21 protein-coding genes are annotated in these 23,618 nt (G+C 60.9%); 12 read left to right on the forward strand and 9 right to left on the reverse strand.

Annotation, left to right across the window (positions count from 1 at the left end; translation table 11 throughout):
* Window positions 1-20: 20 nt before the first annotated feature.
* Window positions 21-641, forward strand: a complete 621-nt coding sequence (locus tag PY650_RS00730) for a TetR family transcriptional regulator (protein WP_285877165.1) — start codon at window positions 21-23, stop codon at window positions 639-641.
* Here the strand turns inward: PY650_RS00730 and PY650_RS00735 are convergent.
* A complete protein-coding gene (locus PY650_RS00735) occupies window positions 638-1,114 on the reverse strand; it encodes an Lrp/AsnC family transcriptional regulator (protein WP_285877166.1) in 477 nt (158 codons plus the stop codon). The two genes, PY650_RS00730 and PY650_RS00735, sit on opposite strands and share 4 nt — an antisense overlap.
* Before the next feature lie 149 nt (window positions 1,115-1,263).
* On the opposite strand from PY650_RS00735, the gene PY650_RS00740 reads away from it, so the two are divergent.
* On the forward strand, window positions 1,264-2,016 hold the full coding sequence (locus PY650_RS00740; protein WP_285877167.1) for a tryptophan 2,3-dioxygenase family protein: 753 nt from the start codon (window positions 1,264-1,266) through the stop codon (window positions 2,014-2,016).
* Between the two features lie 19 nt (window positions 2,017-2,035).
* On the opposite strand, the gene mntR is transcribed toward PY650_RS00740, so the two are convergent.
* Window positions 2,036-2,491, reverse strand: a complete 456-nt coding sequence (mntR, locus tag PY650_RS00745; protein ID WP_205587407.1) for a manganese-binding transcriptional regulator MntR — start codon at window positions 2,489-2,491, stop codon at window positions 2,036-2,038.
* Between the two features lie 298 nt (window positions 2,492-2,789).
* Between mntR and PY650_RS00750 the strand changes: the two genes are divergently transcribed.
* The 9 genes from PY650_RS00750 to PY650_RS00790 all read left to right on the forward strand — a co-directional run bounded on the left by PY650_RS00750 (window position 2,790) and on the right by PY650_RS00790 (window position 14,250).
* Window positions 2,790-4,145 carry an Nramp family divalent metal transporter gene (locus PY650_RS00750; protein ID WP_285877168.1) on the forward strand — a complete coding sequence of 452 codons (1,356 nt, stop codon included), beginning with the start codon at window positions 2,790-2,792 and terminating at the stop codon, window positions 4,143-4,145.
* A gap of 133 nt (window positions 4,146-4,278) precedes the next feature.
* A complete protein-coding gene (locus tag PY650_RS00755) occupies window positions 4,279-6,102 on the forward strand; it encodes a M23 family metallopeptidase (protein WP_285877169.1) in 1,824 nt (607 codons plus the stop codon).
* 245 nt (window positions 6,103-6,347) lie between these two features.
* Window positions 6,348-7,484 carry a transporter substrate-binding protein gene (locus PY650_RS00760; protein WP_285877170.1) on the forward strand — a complete coding sequence of 379 codons (1,137 nt, stop codon included), beginning with the start codon at window positions 6,348-6,350 and terminating at the stop codon, window positions 7,482-7,484.
* Window positions 7,481-8,062 carry an ANTAR domain-containing response regulator gene (locus tag PY650_RS00765; RefSeq protein WP_285877171.1) on the forward strand — a complete coding sequence of 194 codons (582 nt, stop codon included), beginning with the start codon at window positions 7,481-7,483 and terminating at the stop codon, window positions 8,060-8,062. The genes PY650_RS00760 and PY650_RS00765 overlap by 4 nt, the downstream gene beginning before the upstream one ends.
* On the forward strand, window positions 8,062-8,910 hold the full coding sequence (locus PY650_RS00770; RefSeq protein ID WP_285877172.1) for an ABC transporter permease: 849 nt from the start codon (window positions 8,062-8,064) through the stop codon (window positions 8,908-8,910). The genes PY650_RS00765 and PY650_RS00770 overlap by 1 nt, the downstream gene beginning before the upstream one ends.
* Window positions 8,911-9,831 carry an ABC transporter permease gene (locus tag PY650_RS00775; protein WP_285877173.1) on the forward strand — a complete coding sequence of 307 codons (921 nt, stop codon included), beginning with the start codon at window positions 8,911-8,913 and terminating at the stop codon, window positions 9,829-9,831. It abuts the gene before it with no gap.
* Between the two features lie 30 nt (window positions 9,832-9,861).
* A complete protein-coding gene (locus PY650_RS00780; protein ID WP_285877174.1) occupies window positions 9,862-11,496 on the forward strand; it encodes an ABC transporter substrate-binding protein in 1,635 nt (544 codons plus the stop codon).
* 115 nt (window positions 11,497-11,611) lie between these two features.
* Window positions 11,612-12,556, forward strand: a complete 945-nt coding sequence (locus PY650_RS00785) for an acetamidase/formamidase family protein (RefSeq protein ID WP_285877175.1) — start codon at window positions 11,612-11,614, stop codon at window positions 12,554-12,556.
* Entirely contained in the window at window positions 12,556-14,250 is a 1,695-nt protein-coding gene (locus PY650_RS00790; protein WP_432761466.1) for an ABC transporter ATP-binding protein, read from the forward strand. The genes PY650_RS00785 and PY650_RS00790 overlap by 1 nt, the downstream gene beginning before the upstream one ends.
* Here the strand turns inward: PY650_RS00790 and PY650_RS00795 are convergent.
* From PY650_RS00795 to PY650_RS00825, 7 genes are all read right to left on the reverse strand, one after another.
* Window positions 14,247-15,170 carry an SMP-30/gluconolactonase/LRE family protein gene (locus PY650_RS00795; RefSeq protein WP_285877177.1) on the reverse strand — a complete coding sequence of 308 codons (924 nt, stop codon included), beginning with the start codon at window positions 15,168-15,170 and terminating at the stop codon, window positions 14,247-14,249. The genes PY650_RS00790 and PY650_RS00795 overlap by 4 nt on opposite strands.
* Before the next feature lie 158 nt (window positions 15,171-15,328).
* Window positions 15,329-16,843: a gluzincin family metallopeptidase gene (locus PY650_RS00800; RefSeq protein ID WP_285877178.1), complete on the reverse strand. Its 1,515-nt coding sequence runs from the start codon at window positions 16,841-16,843 to the stop codon at window positions 15,329-15,331.
* Window positions 16,840-17,871, reverse strand: coding sequence for an ABC transporter ATP-binding protein (locus PY650_RS00805; RefSeq protein ID WP_285877179.1), 1,032 nt, complete (start codon window positions 17,869-17,871; stop codon window positions 16,840-16,842). The genes PY650_RS00800 and PY650_RS00805 overlap by 4 nt, the downstream gene beginning before the upstream one ends.
* Entirely contained in the window at window positions 17,868-18,866 is a 999-nt protein-coding gene (locus PY650_RS00810; RefSeq protein ID WP_285877180.1) for an ABC transporter ATP-binding protein, read from the reverse strand. The genes PY650_RS00805 and PY650_RS00810 overlap by 4 nt, the downstream gene beginning before the upstream one ends.
* A 2-nt stretch (window positions 18,867-18,868) precedes the next feature.
* Window positions 18,869-19,726: an ABC transporter permease gene (locus tag PY650_RS00815; protein WP_285877181.1), complete on the reverse strand. Its 858-nt coding sequence runs from the start codon at window positions 19,724-19,726 to the stop codon at window positions 18,869-18,871.
* Window positions 19,723-20,661 carry an ABC transporter permease gene (locus tag PY650_RS00820; RefSeq protein ID WP_285877182.1) on the reverse strand — a complete coding sequence of 313 codons (939 nt, stop codon included), beginning with the start codon at window positions 20,659-20,661 and terminating at the stop codon, window positions 19,723-19,725. Before PY650_RS00820 ends, PY650_RS00815 begins: the two co-directional genes overlap by 4 nt.
* 77 nt (window positions 20,662-20,738) lie before the next feature.
* Complete coding sequence (locus tag PY650_RS00825) at window positions 20,739-22,316, reverse strand: ABC transporter substrate-binding protein (protein ID WP_285877183.1); 1,578 nt, start codon at window positions 22,314-22,316, stop codon at window positions 20,739-20,741.
* Between the two features lie 247 nt (window positions 22,317-22,563).
* Between PY650_RS00825 and PY650_RS00830 the strand changes: the two genes are divergently transcribed.
* Complete coding sequence (locus PY650_RS00830; RefSeq protein ID WP_285877184.1) at window positions 22,564-23,613, forward strand: GntR family transcriptional regulator; 1,050 nt, start codon at window positions 22,564-22,566, stop codon at window positions 23,611-23,613.
* Window positions 23,614-23,618 lie beyond the last annotated feature (5 nt).

The following is a 23,618-nucleotide window of genomic DNA, read 5'->3' on the forward strand; positions in this document are numbered from 1 at the left end:
GAAAATCGGGGGGAGATGGCATGCGCAGGACCAAGGAAGATGCAGCCAAGACCAGGGAGGAGGTTTTGGCCGCCGCCGCCGAGGTTTTTTATGAAAGCGGCGTCAGCGGCTCGAGCCTCGACAAGATCGCCAAGCGCGCCGGGGTGACGCGGGGCGCGATCTACTGGCATTTCAAGGACAAAGCCGAGGTGCTGACGGCGCTCCACAGCGAAATCCGCCTGCCGCAGGAAGCAATCGTCGACGGTGCGCTGGAACATGGGCATGACGATCCGCTCGGCCTGATCGAACAGGCCTCGATCGAGGTGCTGCATATCCTGGCGAATGACGAGCATCAACAGCGCATATTCGCCATCATGATTCTCGGTTGCGAATTCACCGAGGACCGGTCCGATGCCGCCCAGCGTATCGTCACCGCCAATGCCGAAATGTATGAAAAGCTGCAGAAACTGATCGACATGGCCGATCGGCAAGGCAAGCTCGCCTCCGCCTGGACCGTCGACGCCGCCGCCCGCGCCTTCCAATGCTCCATGAACGGCCTCTTTGCCGAATGGCTCCGATCGAGCAAGTCGTTTCCGGTAGTCGATGTCGGCGAGATGCTGGTGCACAGCTTGATAGGTTCGATGCGGCGACGCGCCAACTAGCGGCTTTTGTCTATATACCGCGCCGCGTCGGCAAACGAGATGTCCGACTTGATCTCCCGCGTCGACATCGATGTCATCGTATGCCGCACACCGGGCAGCCGGTTCAGCTCCTGTCGCAGCAACCGGTCTAGCGCGGCCATGTCGGCGGCCAGTATGTGTAGGAGATAATCGGCCTCCCCGGTCGTCGCGTGGCAGCGCCAGATCAGCGGATGGCGGCGCACGGCCGCTTCGAACGCCTCGAAAAGCTCGACATCGATCGATACCTGCACGAAAGCTTCCAGACCGAAGCCGAGCTGCGCCGGGTCAAGGATCGTCCGGTAGCCTCTAATCACGCCAGCCTCTTCCAGTGCCTTTACTCGCTTCCAGCACGGCGTCTTGCTGAGACCGACGAGATCGGCAAGCGCGCCAAAGGAGATGCGGGCGTCGGCTTCCAGGGCGGAGATGATTTTGTGATCGAGCGCATCCAAGTCCATCGTTCTCTCCATCATCGAAAATTAGGCCGATCGTACTCCCATTTGCCGATTTTGGATGACAATTAGGAACAATGTTCAAGTAAAAATTTCGTATCCTTCAATGGGAGCAAACATGCCAGTGGCCAAAAGCCGGGATAAAGGGAACGAAGATGCAGAAAGAAGACTATTACGCGCGCATCGAAGCGCCTGAATTGCGCGACTATGGCGTCTACCTGCAATGCGACAAGCTACTTGCCTGTCAGAAGCCGTTGAGCGAGATGGTCAACGGCGACGAATTGCAATTCCAGATCGTCCATCAGGTAGAAGAGCTGTGGATGAAACTCATTGCCTACACACTGGTCGATGTGATCGGCTTTATCGAAGAGAACAATACACATCGCGTCGTGACGCTGATGGGCCGCGTGCATCGGCTGATGAGGATGATGACTGCGCAGCTCGATCTGCTCGAAACCATGTCGCCGAAGGAATATCAGCAGATTCGCCTGCAGCTCGGCAATGGCAGCGGCCAGGAATCACCCGGCTTCAAGTTTCTGCTGCGTATGCCGCCGGATCTCTGGCGTGTCTTCAAGGCTCACTACCTCGATAAGCCGGGTCTGACCGTCGCGGATGTCTATGACGGCAAATACGATCACGGCGACAGCTATGTCGTGGCCGAGGCGTTGGCCGAATTCGACGAGCTCTTCCAGAAATTCCGCGCCAACCACATCTATCTGATCCAGCGCTCGATCGGTCTCGGCTCGAAATCCCTCAAGGGCCGGCCGGTGGAGTTATTGCAGGCCGGCGCCCACCATCGCTTCTTCCCCGATCTCTGGGATATCCGCGCTTCGATGACCGACCGCTGGGGCAGTCAATACGGCGTGGTCCGCGACTCCATTTCCAAGCACGACCCGGCCGCGGAATAGAGTTCTCGACCTCTCCGGATCATCCGTCGCGCTGCATCGTGCGACGGAAGGCCTTAAGAGTTTCGGCACTGACATGATGTTCCATTCCCTCAGCGTCGATCCGCGCCGTCTCGGCGCTGACGCCAATCCAGCGCAAGAACGCTTCGACCGTCTGATGGCGAGCACGGATTTCCTGGGCAATATTGTTGCCCGCATCGGTCAGGAAAACCCCGCGATAAGGCCGCCGCGACACCAGCCCGTCTTCGCAGAGCCGTGCAAGCATCTTGGCGACGGTCGGCTGCGACACGCCGAGACGGGCTGCAATATCCACCTGCCGCGCCTCATTGCCGTCATCGATGAGATCGGCGATCAGCTCGACATAGTCTTCCACCAAAGCGCCGCGCGTGGCCTCCCGCGTATGCCGAAAACCCTCCGAATGCGTCTCGGCGTCCGGCAGCGGTTCGTCGCGATGGATTGACAGTCTTTTCTTTGGCAATGGGTTCGGCTCCCTAAAGGATCTCGCGCAAAAAGTGCGCAGCGGTTTTGCGGTAACGACAGGCGCAAAATCAAGGGCCCAAAGCGCAAGGAGCGAATCCCGGAGATCGCGATGCACTTTAGAGGCACGGATAAATTCATTTTAATCTTTATAGCACGGGCTTCAATCTTGAAAGCGGATGATGATTTCGGCGCGACATCGCGTCACAACGCCGCAACTATAAAATATAGCCTATTGCATAATGTTGATATCCGGCATATTTCTTCAGACCTATCATTATTCGATCCAGGAGCCCCGCATGACGCAAATTCAGGAAGTCGCCGCACCGCGCGCGTGGAAATTTGCCCGCGCGGACGAGGCTGCGCGGCCGAGCCTTCCGGAAGTCAACGCCACCGTTCACGTTCCGCATACAGGCACCTGGGTCCGCCGGCTGATCGCCTTCCTCGGGCCAGGCTATATGATTTCCGTCGGCTATATGGATCCCGGCAACTGGGCGACCGATCTCGCCGGCGGTGCGCAATTCGGCTATACGCTGCTTGCAGTCATCATGCTGTCGAACCTGATGGCCATCCTGTTACAGGCGCTTGCTGCCCGACTCGGCATTGTTACCGGCCGCGATCTGGCGCAGGCCTGCCGGGACCATTATTCAAGGCCGGTCAATCTGGCTCTTTGGTTTGCCTGCGAACTCGCCATCATTGCCTGCGATCTCGCTGAGGTCATCGGTACGGCGATCGCACTGCAATTGCTCTTTGGCATCCCATTAATCGGCGGCGCGCTGATCACAGCGTTTGATGCCTTCCTGCTCCTAATCCTGATGAACAAGGGCTTCCGCTTCCTTGAGGCTTTCGTCATCGCGCTTTTGATCGTCATCGCTGTCTGTTTCGCCATCCAGATCGCGGCCGCCGCTCCTCCGGCCGCGGCCGTCCTGAAGGGCTTCATTCCGTCGCCCGAGATCGTCACCAATAACGAGATGCTCTACATCGCCATGGGTATCATCGGCGCGACGGTCATGCCGCATAACCTCTACCTGCATTCATCAATCGTGCAGACGCGCGCCTATAAACGCACCGACGAGGGCCGCAAGGACGCAATCAGATGGGCGACGGCCGACAGCACCATTGCCTTGATGCTGGCGCTTTTCGTTAACGCGTCGATCCTGATCGTCGCAGCCGTCGCATTCCACAATAGCGGACACTCAGATGTTGCTGAAATCGGCCAGGCCTTCAAACTGCTCTCGCCGCTGCTCGGCCTCGGTATCGCCTCGACCCTTTTTGCCGTGGCTCTCCTTGCCTCCGGCCTCAATTCCACCGTGACTGCGACGCTCGCAGGGCAGATCGTCATGGAAGGTTTCCTCCGCCTGCGTATTCCGCATTGGGCAAGGCGGCTTTTGACGCGTGGCCTCGCAATTATTCCAGTTGTTTTTGTTACTGCATTTTATGGTGAAAAAGGCACCGCGGATTTGCTCGTCCTGAGCCAGGTCATCCTGTCCATGCAATTGCCTTTTGCGGTGATCCCTCTGGTTCAATTCGTCACAGATCGCGGAAAAATGGGCAGATTCACCATTTCAAGGAGCGTTGCTGTCCTCTCATGGCTGGTCGCGGGCCTCATTCTGGCGCTGAATTTCAAGCTTCTTTACGACACTCTCTTCGGTTGACGAATCACCCGTAAAGCGCGAATCTACACGCGCGGAAGATCACGGTAATTAACAGGTTCGTAATATTTGCCCAGATTTTGCCATGATTTGCCCTAGTTTGGGCCCACCGCAGTTCTGCAGGGTTCCTCAATTCATGGCCGAAAGTCCATTGCGCGTCCAATTTCCTGCAGAGGCTGCGATTCAGGCGCCGCCACATCACGAATTTCATATTCCTTTTCTGCCCCGATCCGCCCATCTTCGCCATCTGATCGCCATCGGCCTAGCGGGCACTGCATCGTTCGGCCTGCTCGCTACCATCCTTTATCCGCTGCTTGCCCGCCATGCGATCGAACAGGCCGTGCCGGTGCACGCAGCGCAGCTCATCCGGTCGCAGCCGGCCTTGCCCAAGGGTAATCGGCTTGCCACGAAACCGCGTTTCGACGGCGCACGTTTTGCGCAGGTAGCGGAAAAGACCTCCAGTGGCGAAACCCGCATCTTCACCTATCACCGCACGACGCTGGTCTTTAAGGCCGAGGACACCGACCCCTCCGCCGGCGGCGACGACGCCACAGCTATCAATGCGGCCTATGGCGGCGATGCACAATCCGAAAGCGGTCTCTTCTCGCCGCCTTCGCTCGCGGATATCCGCCAAGGCATCTACCCGCACGCCAATCGTTTAGACTCGGTCCGGCGTTCGCGCTTCCCCGCTCGCGGCGTGCCGTTGAACGTCAGCGTTTCGAAAGCGACCACGGGCGAGCCCGGCCGCGAATTCAAGCGACTGGTTTCGATGCCGAAGGACCGGCAGGACCTGCAGGATATCCTCGCCTCCGCCGGACTCGGCGAAGACGCTGGCGACGAGCTGCAGCGAGCCTTGGAGACCGATACGGTTTCGCCCGGCGATAGCCTGGAACTGCTGCTGGAGAAAAAGACCGCCGACGCGCAGCCGAAACTGATCATGGCCCGCCTCAGCGGCGAGAAAACACCGGAACGCGTTGTCGCCCGTGACGATTCCGACGGCTTCGTGCCACTCACCGACGACCGACTGTTTTCCACGCTCTATAGCGAGAGCCAGGCCGACGCGCCTTCCTCCTCGGAAGTGGCGGCCGTCGACCTCAAAGGCATCGACAGAAACGATCAATCGACCATCAGCGCCAGACTGGAGAAAGCCGGCCTTTCCGGCGAATGCGCCGCCCAACTCGTCAAGCTTGCCAAGGCTAACGGCATTACACTGACCGGTGGCGACGATGCGCCTGACAGCGTGGATCTGCTGTTCCGCAAGGCCGAAAACGGCAAAAGCGAACTGATGCTCATCGAGTTCCACACCGATGGCGACACGCATCGCTTCTATTTGCACAAAGAAGGCGGCGAAGGCCCTTCTGAATTCTATGACGAAGGCGGCCACTCGGTCGCAAAGGTGCTGACGCACCGTCCCGTACCAAACGGCACGCTCGGTGACGGCTTCGCCTGGCGCGTGCATCCGATCCTCGGCGTCCGGAAATTCCATAACGGCGTCGATTTCCGCGCACCGATGGGCAGCCCCATCATGGCCGCGGGCGATGGCATCGTCGAAAAGATTTCCTGGGAAACGGGCTACGGCAAGTATGTCCGAATTCGCCATGACGGTGGCTACGAGACCACCTATGCCCATATTTCCTCGACGCCGTCGGACCTGCATGTCGGTGAGCGCGTCAGCCAGGGCCAGGTGATCGCCTATGTCGGCTCCACCGGCTATTCCACCGGTCCGCATCTCTACTACGAACTGCGCGTCAACGGTCGCTATGAGAACCCGCTGACGGCTCAGTTGCCGGCCGGCACCAACCTCACCGGCAAGTCGTTGGACAGCTTGCGCTCACAGGTCAGCCATGTCGACAACATCATGACCTATCTTGACGTACCGCCGCAGCAAAACGAAGCCCGCCCCTTCTCCGCCATCGAGCAGGGACCGGAGCGTGGCCCAGGCGAATTCGGCGGGCCGTGATCACCGGTCGTGACACTCCGTCTGCGCAATATGTTTGCCCGCCCTTTATTTTCGGCCAGCTATGTGCGTTCCGGCCGTCAATAAGGCTTGACAAAGCCAAGTTGCCTGTATTTTACTCAAGCCCGCAGATTAGGCAAAAACGATCTGCAATTACATGACTTTAATAGTCGCTGGGCAGTTCCGCCCCATGACGCCCCATCGCCGATGGGATCAGCGTCGTGGGGTTTTTCGTTTTTGGCTGAGAGATGAACGACGCACTGAAGATCGGTATCCTCTTTTCCACCACTGGACCCTATGGCTCCATGGGCCGCGATGCACGCGACGGCGCGGAATTCGCCATCGAGGAGTTCGCGGGCGGTGGCGGGCGGGCGATTGAGCCGACCTTTGTCGATCCGCATGCGGATATGACAGCCTATCTCGAAGGCGCGAAACACATACTGCGCAATGCCGGCTGCCGCCACATCATCGGGACGATCACCTCGGCGGCGCGCAAGGAAGTCATTCCCCTTGTCGAAAAGCATGACGGCCTGCTCTGGTACATGTGCCCCTACGAGGGCTTCGAGGCCAACGAGAATGTCATCTACGTAGGCGGCTGCCCCAACCAGCATCTGCTGCCGCTCTTCGAGCACCTAATCCCGCGATTCGGTAAACGCCCCTATCTCGTCGGCGCCAACTATGTCTGGGGCTGGGAGATGAACCGGCTTGCCCGCGAACTCATCACCAATGCCGGCGGCGAGGTGCTCGGCGAGCGCTACCTGCCGCTCGAGGAAACCGCCGTCGAGCGCATCGTCACCGATATCGAAAGCCGCCGTCCGAGCTTCATCCTCAACAATCTCATCGGGCCGTCGAGCTATGCCTTTCTGGAAGCGATCAAGGTGCTCGGTGACCGCAATCCCGCCTTCCGGCCGGAAAATTGCCCTGTCGTGAGCTGCGACCTGATGGAATGTGAGCTGGAGGACATCGCCGCCGGTGCGGCCGTCGGCCAACTCTGCGCCGCCTCTTATTTCGACACGATCGATACGTCAGACAATCTCAGTTTCAAGGCCCGCGTTGCAACGCATTATGGCGCCGGCCGCCGCGTCTCCAGCGTCTTTGCCGGTGCCTATACCGCAGTCAAACTCTGCATCGAGGCAATCATTGCCGCCGGGAGCGACGAGCCGCAGGCCGTGCGCCGTCAGCTTCACGCCGCGTCCTGGCCGACGCTGCTTGGGCCGCTGGCGATCGATCCAGAGACTAATCATGCTGCCCTTCCCTTCCATCTCGGCCGTATCAATAGCGGCAACGGCTTCGACGTCATCGCCTCGCGGCCGGCGCTTGCCGCCGATCCCTACCTCACCGGCCGCCGCGTACTAAAATCACCGAAGCTGAAGGTGGTGTCATGAGAAAGACGCCGAACTTCACCGGCTGGCACGCCGCGATCCTGCACCGAGAAGACAGCAATACCGAACGACTTATCCGTCAGCTGAAGCTGCTCGGCGTGCGCACGTCCTTGCGTTGGGACCCGATCGGCGCGCACGAACTACCGGACATGATCATTGTCGATGCCGATCAGGGTTGGGACAACCTTCTGCCCTGGAATGGCGGCAATCCGCCGCTGCCGGTCGTGGCGCTGCTGGGTTCGGAAGCGCCTGGCCGCATCGCCTGGGCTCTGGAACAGGGTGCCGGCGCGATCATCGCCAAACCGGTCAGCACATCAGCCGTCTATCCCGCCTTGGTCATGGCAATCACCATCCATGAGGAGCGCAAGGCAGTTGCCGAGAAGCTGCAATATCTCGAAGAGCGCGTACGGCTGCGACCGCTCGTTCATGCTGCCGTCCAGAAGCTGATGACCGAGCGTGGTCTGGATGAGGAACGCGCCTACGCCATTCTACGCAATTGCGCCATGCGCCGTCGCCTGCCGATGGAGCAGCTTTCCGCTTTCATTGTCGGCGGTGCCGAACCCTTGCCGGAGGCAAGCTGATGCATGTGATCAAGGCTATGCTGCGCCAGCCAGCGGCGCTGTTCGGGTTTGCGGTCGTCATTGTTGTCGTCGTAATGGCGATTGCCGCACCATGGATCGCCCCTTTCAGCCCCGACGACCAGATGTTCGACGGCTTGTCGATGGAGGGTGCGCCACTGCCGCCGGACGGCCATTTCCTGCTCGGCACCGACACGCTCGGCCGCGACCTATTCACTCGTCTGCTCTTCGGCGCCCGGACGTCGCTGGTCATCGGTCTTGTCGCCAATGGCGTCGCCGTGGCGATCGGCCTCTTCGTCGGCATTGTCGCCGGTTATCTGCGCGGCATCATCGGTAATCTGATGATGCGGTTCACCGACCTGATGATGGCCTTCCCGGCGCTCCTGCTCGCCATCGTGTTGGCCGCCCTTCTGAAGCCGAGCCTGTGGATCGTCGCCATGGTGATCGCGCTGGTCAATTGGGTTCAGGTCGCCCGCATCGTCTACACCGAGACCCGCGGCCTGGTGGAGCGTGACTTTATCATGGCGGAGCGCTCGCTCGGCGCCGGCCATTTCCGCATCCTCGTCCGGCATATCCTGCCGCATCTGATGCCGACGGCGATCGTCTGGGGCACGCTCGGCATCGCCACCACCGTGCTCTTGGAGGCGACCCTCTCTTTCCTGGGCATCGGCGTGCAGCCGCCGCAACCCTCCTGGGGCAATATCATTTTCGAAAGCCAAAGCTATTTCCAAGACGCGCCCTGGCTCGTCTTCATCCCCGGCGCGGTCATCCTCCTGACCGCCCTCTCCTTCAATCTCGTCGGCGACGCACTGCGCGACATTCTCGACCCGACGCAGCGGGGGAGAGGCTGAATGTTTTTTCTTGTCATCCGGCGCCTGGTACAGACCGTGCTCATACTTCTCGGCGTCGCTGCAATCACTTTCTTGCTGCTTTATGCGCTGCCGGCCGATCCCGCCGTGCTGATCGCCGGTCGCAGCGCCACGCCGCAGATGGTGGCCGGCATTCGCCATGAGCTCGGCCTCGACCAACCGCTGATCATCCAGTTCCTGCACTATCTCGACGCGCTGCTGCATGGCGATCTCGGGCGCTCCTACACGCAGAAGACCGCCGTTCTGCCGCTGATCCAGGCGCGCCTGCCGGCGACGATAGTCTTGATGGCGGCGGGGATCGTCGTCGAAGTCGCCCTCGGCCTCACCTTCGGCATCATTGCGGCCATCAAACGCGGCGGCCTCGTCGACCGTACGGTGATGATGCTCTCTTTCGTCGGCGTCTCGTCACCGCAATTTGTCGTGGCGCTGCTGCTGCTCTATATTTTCGCCGCCACGCTCGGTTGGTTCCCGATGTCGGGCTTCGGCACGGCGCGACATGTCGTGCTGCCGGCGCTGACGCTCGGCGTGCTCGGTGCGGGCTGGTATGCACGCATGGTGCGCTCTGCGATGATCGACGTGCTTAATCATGACTACGTCCGCACCGCACGTGCCAAGGGCCTGTCTTCGACGCGCATCATCTTCCGTCATGTGCTGCCCAACGCCATCCTGCCGATCATCGCGATGATCGGCATCGATATCGGCCAGTTCATGAGCGGCGTTGTGGTGGTCGAGGCCGTCTATGGCTGGCCGGGCATCGGCCAGCTCGCCTGGCAAGCGATCCAGCAGGTCGACATCCCGATCATCATGGGCGTGACGCTGACCTCGGCGCTCGCCATTGTCCTTGGCAATCTCGTCGCCGACTTCATTGCCCCCTTCATCGACCCGCGCATCCGCGCGCAATAACCAAGCAAAACCAACAGAGGAGTCCTTTTCATGACCAAGACTTTCCTGCGGCGAGCGGCTTTGGCCGCGATGCTCGCCACAAGCTCCCTCGTGCCTGCAGTCGTGGCCCATGCCGCCGATGAGCCGAGCAACAGCGGCACCATCACTGTCACCTACAAGGACGACATCGCCACCCTCGACCCGGCGATCGGCTACGACTGGCAGAACTGGTCGATGATCAACGCGCTGTTTTCGCGCTTGGTCGACTATACGCCCGGCACGACCGAGCTGAAGCCGTCACTCGCGGAAAGCTATGATGTTTCGCCGGATGGCAAGAGCTATACGTTCAAGCTGCGCACCGACGCCAAGTTTACCAATGGTCGCGCAGTCACCGCCGCCGACGTGAAATATTCGATCGAGCGCTCCGTCAATCCGAAGACGCAGAGCCCTGGCGCCGGCTTCTTCCACTCGATCGTCGGCGCCGACGCGATGACGGCAGGCACCGCGCAAACGCTCGACGGTATCAAGGTCATCGACGACCACACCGTCCAGTTCAGCCTCGTTCAGCCCGACGCCACCTTCCTCAACGTGCTTGCGCTCAACTTCTCCTCGGTCGTACCGAAGGAAGCCGTCGAAGCGTCAGGTGGCGACTTCGGCAAGAAGCCGGTTGGTTCCGGCGCCTTCATCTTGAAGGAATGGACCGTCGGCCAGCGCTTGGTTTTCGCAAAGAACCCCGAGTATTTCATCAAGGACCGCCCGCATATCGACGGCTACACCGTTGAAATCGGCCAAGAGCCGCTAGTCGCGCTGCTTCGACTGCAGAAGGGCGAGGTCGATATTGCCGGCGACGGCATTCCGCCGGCGAAATTCCTGGAAATGAAGAAATCGCCCGAGTTCGAAGGCATGATCGTCGATCGCCAGCAGCTCGAAACCAGCTATGTGACGCTCAACACCCAGGTAGCGCCCTTTGATAACGCCAAAGTACGCCAGGCCGTCAACATGGCGATCAACAAGGATCGCATCGTCCGCATCATCAACGGCCGCGCCACGCCTGCAAACCAGATCCTTCCGCCGATGATGGCCGGATACGACAAGGACTATAAGGGCTATGCCTATGATGTCGCCAAGGCCAAAGCGCTTCTTGCCGAAGCCGGTCTGAAGGACGGCTTCTCGACGACGCTTTACACCTCCAACACTGATCCGCAACCGCGTATCGCCCAGGCGATTCAGCAGGATCTCGCGGCAATTGGGGTCAAGGTCGAACTCAAGGCGCTCGCCAATCCGAACGTGATCGCCGCTGGCGGCACCAAGGGCCAAGCGCCGATGGTCTGGTCGGGCGGCCTCGGCTGGATTGCCGATTTCCCGGATCCCTCCGACTTCTACGGACCGATCCTCTCCTGCGGTAGCGCCGTTGCTGGCGGCTGGAACTGGTCGTGGTACTGTAACCAGACGATCGAGCCCCTTGCCCAAGCCGCGGACGCGATGCCGGTGCCGGCCAAGGCTGCCGAGCGCGCTGAAGCCTGGAAGAAGATCTTCACGGAAGTCCAGGAAAAGGACGCACCGTGGATCCCAGTCTTCAACGAGCGTCGCGTCGTCGCCAAGTCGAAGCGCATGGGCGGCCCGGACGAAATCTACATCGATCCGACCCGAGTCATCGACTACGAAGCCATCTACATCAAGAAATAAGCCGTCCAATCGGCAAACTTCCCCGGCTGGAGCCTGATCCCGAAAACTGCACGGCGGTTTTGGGCGCGATCATGCACCAACGGCCGGGGAGGCCCAATTCCGGGAGAGACAGACCATGTGCATCGTTTGCACCCATACCATCCACCGCGCCCAGCATCATTTTGGCTGGAACCGCGATTTTGAGCCGGCGCTTGTCGCCAAGTCCGGTGACACCATCCATTTCGAATGCCTCGATTCCTCCGGCGGCCAGCTCGGCAAGGATGCGACGCTGCATTCGCTTGCCAATCTCGATTTCGATCGGATCAATCCTGTCTCCGGTCCTGTCTACGTCGAGGGTGCCGCGCCGGGCGATGCGCTGAAGGTGACGATCCGCCGCTTCGTGCCGTCAGGCCACGGCTGGACTGCCAATATCCCGGGCTTCGGCCTGCTCGCCGACCAATTCAAGGAACCGGCGCTGCATGTCTGGTCCTATGATGCCAGCAGCATGGCGCCGGCCCTCTACGGCCCTGGCGGCCGCGTACCGCTGAAGCCCTTCGCCGGCACGATTGGCCTGGCACCTGCCGAGCCCGGCCTGCACTCGGTTGTGCCGCCGCGTCGAGTCGGGGGCAACATGGATATCCGTGACCTTTCCGCCGGCGTCACTCTCTATCTTCCAGTCGAAGTAGAAGGCGCGCTGTTTTCGATCGGCGACACCCACGCCGCCCAAGGCGATGGTGAAGTCTGCGGCACGGCGATCGAAAGCCAGATGGAAGTGGAAGCAACGCTGGAGCTTGTCAAGGACGCCCGCCTGAAGAGCCCGCGCTTCACCACCACCGAGCCCGTCACCCGCCATCTCGACGGAGCCGGCTACGAGGTCACCACCGGCATCGGTCCCGACCTGATGACTGGTGCGCGCGAAGCCCTGATGCGGATGATCGACCTGCTCGGCGCCGAGCACGGCATGAGCGCTACGGATGCCTATCTGCTCTGCTCGGTCTGCGGCGATCTCCGGATCAGCGAAATCGTCGATGCCCCGAACTGGGTCGTCTCCTTCTATTTCCCGAGGATCGTGTTCGCGTGATGCAATCTGCCTCTGCCGCCCCGCCGCTGCTTTCGGTTCGAAATCTTTCCGTCGACGCGCGCACGCCCGAAGGGCGGCGGCGGGTACTCGACGATATTGGCTTCGAACTGACCGCCGGCGAGACGCTCTGCATCGCGGGCGAATCCGGCTCGGGAAAGTCCGTGACCTCGCTGGCGGTCATGGGGCTTTTGCCGAGGGCGTCGCTGCAGGTGGCCTCGGGTTCCATCCTGCTCGGCGATCGCGACCTCGTGAAGCTTTCCAACAAGGCGATGCGCAGCGTGCGCGGCGGCGAGATCGCCATGGTCTTCCAGGAGCCGATGACCTCGCTTAACCCGGTGATGTCGATCGGCGCCCAGCTCACCGAAGCGATCCGCGAACATCAGGGCAGTAAAGGCAATGCTGCGGAGACGATCGCAAGGCAGATGCTGGATGCGGTACAGATCACCGAGCCCGGCCGGCGCCTTTCGCAATATCCGCACGAGCTTTCTGGTGGCATGCGCCAGCGCGTAATGATCGCCATGGCGCTGTCCTGCCGGCCGAAAGTGCTGATCGCCGACGAGCCGACGACAGCGCTCGATGTGACAGTGCAGGCGCAGATTCTCAAGCTGATGCGCGAGCTGAAGCAGGAATTCGGCACCTCGATCATGCTCATCACCCATGATATGGGCGTCGTCGCCGAAATGGCCGATCGCGTCGTGATCATGCAAACCGGCAGGATCGTCGAAGAGGGTGATGCTCTGTCGATCTTCGGCCGCCCGAAACAGCCCTATACGCAGCAATTGCTCGCAGCCGTTCCACGCCTAGGCGCCCATGCCGGCACCGACGGCCCGCCACGCGTGACACTGCACAAAGTGGAGGCCTTACGGCCGGACCGCACGCCGGTGCTCAACGTCCACAATCTCAACGTCACCTATGGCAGCCACCGCAGCAGGTGGCTTCCTAAGGGCAAGACATCGGTACCGGCCGTGGATGACGTTTCTTTCGATATCCTGCCCGGTGAAACGCTTGGCCTTGTCGGCGAAAGCGGATCGGGCAAATCGACCACCGGCAAGGCCGTGCTCGGGCTGATCCCCTTTGCCGGCGACGTCACGATCGACGGCCGCGCCATCGGCGGCCTCAGCCATCGCGACATGCAGCCGGTGCGCCGCTCGGCGCAGATGATCTTTCAAGACCCTTACGCCTCGCTTGATCCACGCATGGCGGTAGGTGCAGCCATAGCCGAACCGATGGTTATCCACGGCATAGGCAACAAATCCGAGCGGCAGGACCGTGTGGCGGCGCTGCTTGCCCGCGTCGGTCTGACGCCGGATGCGGCGACACGTTATCCGCACGAATTCTCTGGCGGTCAGCGCCAGCGCATCTGTATCGCCCGCGCTCTGGCGCTGGAGCCGACGCTGATCGTCGCCGACGAAAGCGTGGCCGCCCTAGACGTATCAGTGCGCGCCCGTGTCCTCGACCTGCTGCTGGAATTGCAAGAAACCATGGGTCTCGCCTACCTGTTCATCTCGCACGATATGGCGGTGGTCGAGCGCATGTCGCACAAGGTCGCCGTCATGCGTTACGGCAAGATCGTCGAAGCCGGCCCGCGGCGCGAGGTCTTCGAGCACCCGCGCGATCCCTACACACAGGCGCTGATGGCCGCCGTACCGATCCCAGATCCGCAGGCGCATCGCAAGACGGCATTGAAAGCCTAACCGAGACGATTAGCCGGCTCAGCAGGCCCGCTGTTAACATAGATCGCGTAGAGCGAGGTCGTGGCGGTAATGTAGAGTCGGTTGCGCTTCGGACCGCCGAAGCAGAGGTTCGATATGACTTCGGGAACCAGAATGCGGCCGATCAGCGTCCCATCCGGTGCGTAGACCCGGACGGAATCGCCGCTGGAAGCAAAGATGTTACCATGGCGATCGACCCGGAAGCCGTCGAACACGCCGACTTCGCAAGTGGCAAATACCCGGCCCTCACCGATACTGCGCCCATCTGGATTGACGGGATACGCCGTGATCGTCGGTGGTAGACCGGGCACATGCGAGCCGCCGGTATCGGAGACGTAAAGCACGCTCTCATTAGGCGAAAAGGCAAGGCCGTTCGGCTTGACGCGGTCAAGGGCGACCAGCGTCACCGCGCCGTCATCCGGATCGAAGCGATAGACATTCGATGCATTGATTTCAGACGGAGCGGCAAAGCCCTCATAATCGCTGTCGATACCGTAGGTCGGATCGGTGAACCAGATCGAGCCGTCGGACTTCACCACGACATCGTTCGGCGAATTTAGCCGTTTGCCGTCGAAATGCTCGGCAAGCGGCCGCCAGCGGCCATCATGGTCGAGCCGGCTCACTCGCCGGCGGCCATGCTCGCAGGCGATGATCCGCCCCTGGAAATCTAGCGTATGGCCATTGTGATAGCCAACGGGAGCCTCGAAGACGCCGGCCGCACCGGTTACCTCGTCGTAACGCAGGATACGGTCGTTCGGGATATCGGACCACACGATATGGCGCGCGGCCGGAACATAAACCGGTCCCTCGGTCCAACGCCCACCCGTCCAAAGCTGCTCCAATTTCGCAGAACCGTTGATCAGCGCCTTGAAGCGCTGGTCGAGAATTTCATACTGGCTCATGTTGCTCCGCCCTGTTGTTCCTCACAGCCAGCCAACCTCCGACCGGCTCCCGCAGTCGGGGCCACTCTAGAGACAGCAATCACCGGCTGTCAAAAGCAAGCTTTGGACATGACACGCATTTTACCGGTGCCATTCCGTCGCCGAGGCCGTTCTCTGGCTTAAGCCGTCAGCTCCGCTACTTTCTTGGTCAGATCCGCGATGTAGGCATCCGCCGAGAGATCGGAACCGGTCGCGCCGATCAGGATTTGGCTTGGGCTCTTCGAGCGGCCGTGCCGGTGAACATTGTCATTCAGCCAGGTCTTCAGGGGCACATAGTCGCCGTCATCAAGGCCCTTCTCGACCGCAGCATCCTTGCGGGCAGCGGCGAAGAACTGCGAGGACATGATGTTGCCGATCGTGTAGGTCGGGAAGGAGCCGACCATGCCCGACGACCAATGCACGTCCTGCAGAACACCCAGCGTGTTGCTCGGCACGTCGAGACCGAGATAGGATTTGATCTTGTCTCGCCAGATTGCCGGCAGGTCGGCAACCCGGATTTCTCCGGCGATCAGATCCGCTTCGATTTCCGAGCGCAGCATGATGTGGAAGTCATAGGTCAGCTCATCGGCCTCGACGCGGATGAAACTTGGCCTTGCGGCGTTCACCGCCCGCCAGAAGTCGTTAACGGAGACATCCTCGAGCTGGCTGGGGAAGGCTGCCCTCAGCTCGCCAAAATGCAGGTCCCAGAAGCGACGCGAGCGGGCGACACGGTTTTCCCAGAGGCGCGATTGCGATTCATGGGTGCCGAAACTGGTGCCGCCGACCGCATAAAGACTGATGAAATCGGTGGTGAAGGTCGAGCGAGAGAACTCCTCGGCGACCCCTTGCTCGTAAATGCCATGGCCAGCCTCGTGCCAGACGGCAAAGAGACCGCCCGGCAGCCAGGTCTCCCGGAAGCGGCCGGTGATGCGCACGTCGGATCGCGTGAGGGAAATTTCGAAGGGATGGACGGTGTCGTCCAACCGCCCGCGTCCGAAATCATAACCGAACCGAGAGGAAATGGTGCTGGAGAAGACCCTTTGGCTGGCAACCGGATAAGAGCGCTCGAGAATATCGCTGCGTACCGGCGCCTGCCTGGCCGCCGCCAGAAGCGGGATCAGCGCATCTCTGAGGTCGCCATAGAGACCGCGCAATCGCGACCATGTCATGCCGGGCTCATAGGTGGAAACCAAGGCATCATAAGGATGTTCATCACACCCGATGGCGTCGGCGATCTGACGCTGCATTTCCATCGTCTGTTCGAGCAGCGGTGCAAAGCCGACAAAATCGTCGGCGGCGCGCGCCTTGGCCCACGCAGCCTGAGCGCGGGTCTTCAAATCGGCGGCAGCACCGACCAGATGCGCCGGAATGCGCGCCAATGTCGCGATCGCCACCGATGCCTGCTCCACTGCGATCTTGCGGATATCGCTATCGGGAACATCGCCAAGCTCGGCGCGGGCGCCTTCGATCGCCCGCTGCACTTTGTCACCGGTCGCTAGATCACGGGCCAAACCGACGAGCGTCGCGATCTGTTTGCCGCGCACCTCGACGCCGCCCGGCGGCATCATCGTGCGTGAATCCCAGGTCAGGAGGTTCACGGCACAAAGGATGTCGTTGACCCTGGCGATTTCCGTTTCGAAGGTCGCGAAGCTCATGAGTGAATGCCTTCCATTGGGATAGAGGCGCTGTCGGCGCCAAAGTCGGTCAGGTGACAGGCCGCGCGCTGTCCGGCACCACGCGAGGACAGCAAGGGCCTTTCGATCCGGCAGCGCTCAAAGACATAGGGGCAGCGGCTGGCAAAAGGACAGCCCGGCGGTACATCCAGCGGGCTCGGCAATTCGCCGCGCGCCGCGACCGCCTTGCTGCGCCGCGTCGGATCGAGTTCAGGCGCCGCAGCGAGCAGCGCCTTGGAATAGGGATGGCGTGGTGCGGCGAACAGGGCCTCCGCAGGGCTGAGCTCGACAACCTGTCCGAGATACATCACCGCTACCCGATGCGAGATATGGCGCACGAGACGTAGGTCGTGCGCCACGAAAATCAACGTCAGATGCAGCCGCTCTTGCAATTGCAGAAGCAGATTGACCACTTGAGCCTGCACCGAAACGTCGAGCGCCGACACCAGTTCATCGGCGACGATCACATCGGGCTCGACGGCAAGCGCGCGGGCAATGCCGATGCGCTGGCGCTGACCGCCTGAAAACTCGTGCGGATAACGGCCCGCCGAATCCTGCGGCAGGCGGACGAGTTCCAGAAGTTCGGCGATGCGGGCCGGGATATCCGCGGAAGGCCGCATCTTATGAACGCTCAGCGCTTCGCCGATGATCTGCTTCACCGTCATACGTGGATTGAGCGAGCTGTAGGGGTCCTGAAAGATCATCTGGACACGACGGTTGAAGCCGCGGCGCTCGCCTGCCTTCAAATGCGAGATGTCCTTGCCCTCGAAACGAATAGAGCCCTCATCGGGATCGAGCAGCCGCACGAGACAGCGTGCGAGGGTGGACTTGCCGCAACCGGATTCGCCGACGATGCCAAGCGTTTCGCCGCGATAGACGTCAAGACTAACATTGTTCAACGCATGCACCGCAAGCGGGGATTTGCCGGAGAGACGGCGCATCAAGGAGTGGGGGCCGGCAAAGCGCTTGGTGACACCGTCGACTGAAATGATCGGGACAGCCGTGTTCATAGAATGGGCTCCATGGCTGCAACATCGTCCTGATGAAAGCAGGCGGCCATCCGACCTTCAGCGACCGCGCTGAGCGGCGGCCTGACCTTGAGACATTCCTCCGTCGCAAACTGACAGCGCGGGTGAAAGGCGCAGCCGACCGGCAGCGCGGTCAAGCTCGGAGGCGTACCGTCGATCGAATAAAGCATGGTGCGTGCCGCACTACCGCTCGGTACCGAGCCGAGCAGGCCGCGCGTATATGGATGGCGCGGGCGGGCAAAGACATCGGCGACCGTGCCGGTCTCGACGATACGACCAGCATACATCACAGCCATACGATCGCAAGTCGCTGCAATGACGCCGAGATCGTGGGTTACGAGCACGACGCTCATACCGAAATTGTCGCGCAACTCAATAAGCAGCTTCAGGATCTGGTCCTGGATCGTCACGTCGAGCGCCGTCGTCGGTTCATCGGCGAGCAGGAGCTTCGGCGAACATGCAAGCGCTATGGCGATCATGGCCCGCTGGCGCATACCGCCCGAGAATTGGTGCGGATATTCGTCCAGCCGGCGTTCGGCCGCCGGAATGCCGACGATATTCATCAGTTCCAGGGCGCGAGCCCGCCGCTCCCGACGATTGAGCGTCGTGTGAGCGATAAGATTTTCCTCTATCTGCAAACCAACCGGCAGCACCGGATTGAGCGCCGTCATCGGTTCCTGAAAAATCATCGCTATCTCGCTTCCGCGGATGCGCCGAAGCTCTTCATCTGGCATGGCAACGAGATCGCGACCGCGCCACTCGACACGGCCGCTCACGTGCCCTGGCTCGCGGATCAATCGCATGATCGAACGCAGCGTCACGCTCTTGCCCGATCCGGATTCGCCGACCAAGCCGACCACCTCGCCCGGCGCAACGTCGAAATCGACATCGGCGGCGGCTATCGCCAGCCCGCGTGGTGTATCGAAAGTCGTGGTCAGGCCGCGGACGACGAGGCCTGCATTTTCGCTCGCGGCCATCGTCATCGCCGCACCCTCAACAGTTCGGCCAAGCCGTCGCCCAAGAGGCTGAAGCCAAGCCCGGTCACCACGATCGCAACGCCCGGGAAGACCGAGATCCACCAGGCGGTGTTCATGTAGTTCTTGCCGTCGGCGATCTGCACACCCCATTCGGCCGCCGGCGGCTGAGCGCCGAGGCCGAGATAGCCTAGGCTGGAGCCGAGCAGGATGGCGAGCGCCATGTCGGTCATCCAATAGACGATCGCCGGCGTGATGGCGTTGGGCAGGAGATGGCGGAAAATGATGCGTGCCGGCGTGTAACCCATGACGCGACCGGCATCGGCATAATCTAGCCGTTTCTGCACTTTTATTTCAGCCGCCACCAAGCGCGCATAGAAAACCCAGCCAACAACGCCGACCGCGATATACATGTTGCCGAGACCCGGCCCGAGAACCGAGACGACGGCAATCACCAGCACCAGGAATGGGAAGGTGACGACCGCATCGACGACTCGGCCGAAGATCGCCTCGGCGACACCGCCGAGATAGCCAACGATCGCTCCGATCAGCGTTCCGAAAATGAAGGGGCCGACAGTGGCGAAAATCGCGATCTGCATATTGATCGTATAGGCATGAATGACGCGCGAAAAAACGTCGCGGCCGAAACTGTCGGTGCCGAAGGGATGAGCCCAGCTCGGCGCCTTCAAGAGCGCGTTGTAATCGAAGGCAGTTGGATCATAGGGCGCAAACAGCGACGGGAAAAAGGCAATTGCCATGCTGACAATAAGGATGATACCGCCGGAAATCAGCGTGCGCGGCAGCGCTCGCGCCCGCCGACGCGCCTTCCTCGAGGCGGCGATTTCGTTGGTGACGGCACTCATCGGGCAATCCTCGGATCTAGCCAGGCTTGGACGATATCGGTGACGAGGAAGGTCAGCGACACCAGTATGGCGAGCGCGATCGTGAGCCCCTGCAAGACGGGGTAATCACGGCCGTAGATGCTGTCGATCATCAGCCGGCCGGCGCCGGGTACGGCGAACACGGTTTCGGTGATGACGCCGCCGCCGAGCAGCGAACCGATCTGCAGGCCGAAAAGGGTGATGGTCGAGATCAGCGCATTGCGCAGCACATGGCGAAACAGGATGATGCGGGTGCGCAGGCCCTTGGCGCGGGCGAATTCGACATATTCCGCATTGATGACGCCGATAATGGCAGCGCGCAAGTTGCGCATGAGGATCGCCGCCAAACTGACGGCCAGCGTCAGCGCCGGCAGGAACAGGTGGTAGAGCTTTGAGCCGAATGTATCGCCAAAGCCGCCGACCGGGAACCACTTCAGATGTGCGGCAAACAAGGTCAGCAGCAGGATACCGATATAGAAAACTGGCATCGACAGGCCGACCTGGAAGACGCCGCGAATGGCTGCATCCGATGCCTGCTCGCGCTTCAGCGCGGCCACAAAGGCAAGAGGTACGGCGAGCACCAGCGCGATGACAGCCGCCATGCTGATTAGCATCAGCGTCACCGGTAGGCGCTGCAGGATCAGCGTCATGACGGGAAGCTTCAGCGTGATGGAATTGCCGAGATCACCGGTGAAGACCCGTTCGACGAAATAGAGGAACTGCACGATGATCGGCTTGTCGAGACCGAGGCTCGCATTGATGCGTATCACGTCGGCATCAAGGGCACGGTCGCCGAGCATGGCGCTGGCGGGATCGCCAGGCAGGAGCCGGATCAGGACAAAGGTGATCACCAGGATGAACACCACGGTCGGGATCATCTGGAGAATGCGACGGACTACGTAACTGAAAAGTGGCAAATCGCCGCTCCCGCATTTCCGGTAAAACGATTATCGGCGCGGCAAGCCTGAGCTCGCCGCACCGATGATATCGAACCTTACTTGGCGAGCCAGGTCTTGGTGAAGATATTGTTGCCGAGTGGAATCTGCAGGAAGCCGTTCACCTTCTTGTTCAGAGCCACCGGATATGGCGTCTGATAGAGCGGCACGATCGGCCCATCGGCGGTGTAGATCTCCTGGATGCGCGCGTATTCCTCGGCGCGCTTCTTCACATCGATCTCCTTCTGCGAAGCCTCGAACAACTTGTCGGCCTCGTCGTTCTTCCAACCGGAATGCAGCGCCTGGATATTTGGCGAATAGACGAAGTAGGAGGTGATCTCGTTCGGATCGGCAATATCGTCCGTCCAGGCGGCTTCGCGCATCGTAAAGATGCCGTCGCGATATTGCTGCGTGCGGCTCGCATTGTCGACCTGCTGCAGCTCGAGCTTGATGCCGAGCGGCGCCCACATCTGCTGCAGCGCAGTGGCGATGCCGATTTCGTCCTGGTTGCCGGCGAGAACGAGCAAGCTGGTCGCGAAGCCCTTCTCGAAGCCGGCTTCCTTCATCAGCGCCTTCGCCTTGTCGAGATCATAGGGATAGAGCGGCTTGTCGCCGGAGTGCAGCGGCGTCGCCGACGACATGAAAGACGTCATCGGCGAGCCGACGCCGTGGGTGACGATCTGGATGATCGCATCCTTGTTGGCAGCATAGTTCATCGCCTGGCGGACCTTGGAATTCGACAGGGGATTGTCCTTGCCGCCGAGCTGCGGTCGCACATTCAACGTGATGTATTGGACGCGCGTCGAGGGGAAGAGCTGCATGTTGAGATTGTCAGCCGACTTGAGCTCATCAACACGCGAATAAGGGATGAATTCGGCGCCGTCGAGTTCACCGGAATTGAGCTTCAGAATGCGGGTCGCGTCATCCGGAATCACCTGAAAGTCGATGCTGTCGAGATAAGGCAGCGGCTTGCCGTCTTCGCCAACGCCCCAATAATAGGGGTTACGTACCAGCTTCATGTCGGAACCGCGGTCCCAGGATTTCAGCATGAAAGGACCGGAGCCGATCGGGTGATCGCCGAAGCTCTTCGCCTTGTCGGCATCGGTCGCGCCGGCCGAAGCTTCAAACGCCTTTTGCGGCAGGATCGCCGTGTTGAACACAGTCAACGCCGCCAGGATCGCCGGATCCGCGTGCTTCAGCTTGATGAGTACGGTCTTGTCGCCCTGCGTCGTGACGTCTTCGATCGAGCTGATGAGAAAGTTCCAGATACCATTCTTGGGATTGGCCGCGCGCTTCAGCGACCAGGCGACGTCCTCCGGAGTGATCGGCGAGCCGTCGGAGAACTTGATGCCGTCGCGCAGCGTCAGGGTCAGGCTCAAGCCGTCATCAGCCATTTTCCAGGCCGTGGCGAGGCCGGCCTGCACGCCCTTACCATCGTCGGTCGGCAGAAGTAGCGTATCATAGAGGTTGGACAGGACCCAGATGTCGACGTTGGCGTCGTTCAGCACCGGATCGAGAAACAGGCTGTCGGCATAGCGACCATAGGTCAAATTGCCGCCGCGCTCGACAGCCAATGCTGAGAGGCTGGTGCTAAGCAGTAGTGCGGCCGCAAGTGCCGCCTTGGCGATCGTTTTCATGGAATTCCCCTTGTTCTTGTGAACGCTTTTAAGTGTTATTATTGGATATAACGATTTCACGCGTTCTTTTAGGTGTCAACCGCTTTTTCAGGGCCCAAAAGGCGGAGGCGATTGGCGTGACGCGATCATAAAAGCTGCTTATATTCGTGCCCGTTCGGGATCCTATCTCGGAGTAGTTGACAGGCTCCATCTGCGGCGTCAGGATAACTGTCACAATTGATTATAACAGCTAACACGAACGGCATTCATGGAGTTCTTTGTCGATCGCGAGCTGCCTGTGCCATTGCGTACGCAGCTCCACGGCCTCATCGAATACGGCATTGCCTGCGGCGAGCTCACCCCCGGCGAGATATTGCCGTCGGTACGCGAGCTGGCGGAAAAAATCGGCGTTGCGCCCATGACCGTAAGCCAGGTCTATGCCGACCTCAAGGCCGCAGGCCTGATCGATGCGCGGCAGGGCTCCGGTACCTTCGTCACCGACAGCCTGCAGGCCCGTCTTGCCGGCCGCGCCGATGCCAGTGGATTGCACCGCCATATCGACCAGATGATCGACGAAGCCCGCGCGCTCGGCATCCGTTCGGCTGAACTCGTCTCGCTCGTCAGCGCCCGGGTCTTCTATCGCGACAGCATCGGCCCGCGGATGCGCATCGTCATGGTCGGCCTCTTTCCCGATGCGACGGCAAGCTATGCCCGCTTCATCGCCGCCCGCCTTGGCCGTAGCGTCACAGTCGAGCCGCTGACCATCGCCGCCATCGAGCTCCAGAAGGACGCCAAGGCTCGGGCCAATTCCGCAGATCTCGCCATCACCTTTGCCAACCGCCATCGCGAAGTCGCGATGCTGCTGCCGAACACGAAGGTCGTGACGGTCAGCTTCACGCCGTCGGAAGAGACGCGCAGGGCGCTGGCTTCGCTGGATTCGCTAGCCTCCATCGCGGTCATCTCCCGCTTTCCGGATTTTCTGCCGATCATGAAAAGCGGTGTGCAGCGCTTTGCGCCGCATATCAGCGAAATTTCCGCCGGTACGCTGGAAACGCCGGGGCTGGACGCCCTGATCGCCCGCGCGAGCGTCGTAATCTATGCATCGGGTGCGGAGGCCGTCATCGCGCATCTGCCGCAAGGCATGGCGGCGATCGAATACCGCCACGCTCCCGACATCGCCGATATCGAACGTGTCATCGTCCCCATCCTCCGCGCTGCAGGCATTCAGCCGCAGTCGGCTGATACGCCCGTCGCAAAACGGGCGTTCGAAGCTACAACTGCGCCATCTGTCCGCTCGGATGTCGAAGAGACGCAGTAACACTT

The sequence above is a fragment of the Martinezella calliandrae genome (genome assembly GCF_030272695.1).
Classification (GTDB): Bacteria; Pseudomonadota; Alphaproteobacteria; order Rhizobiales; family Rhizobiaceae; genus Rhizobium; species Rhizobium calliandrae.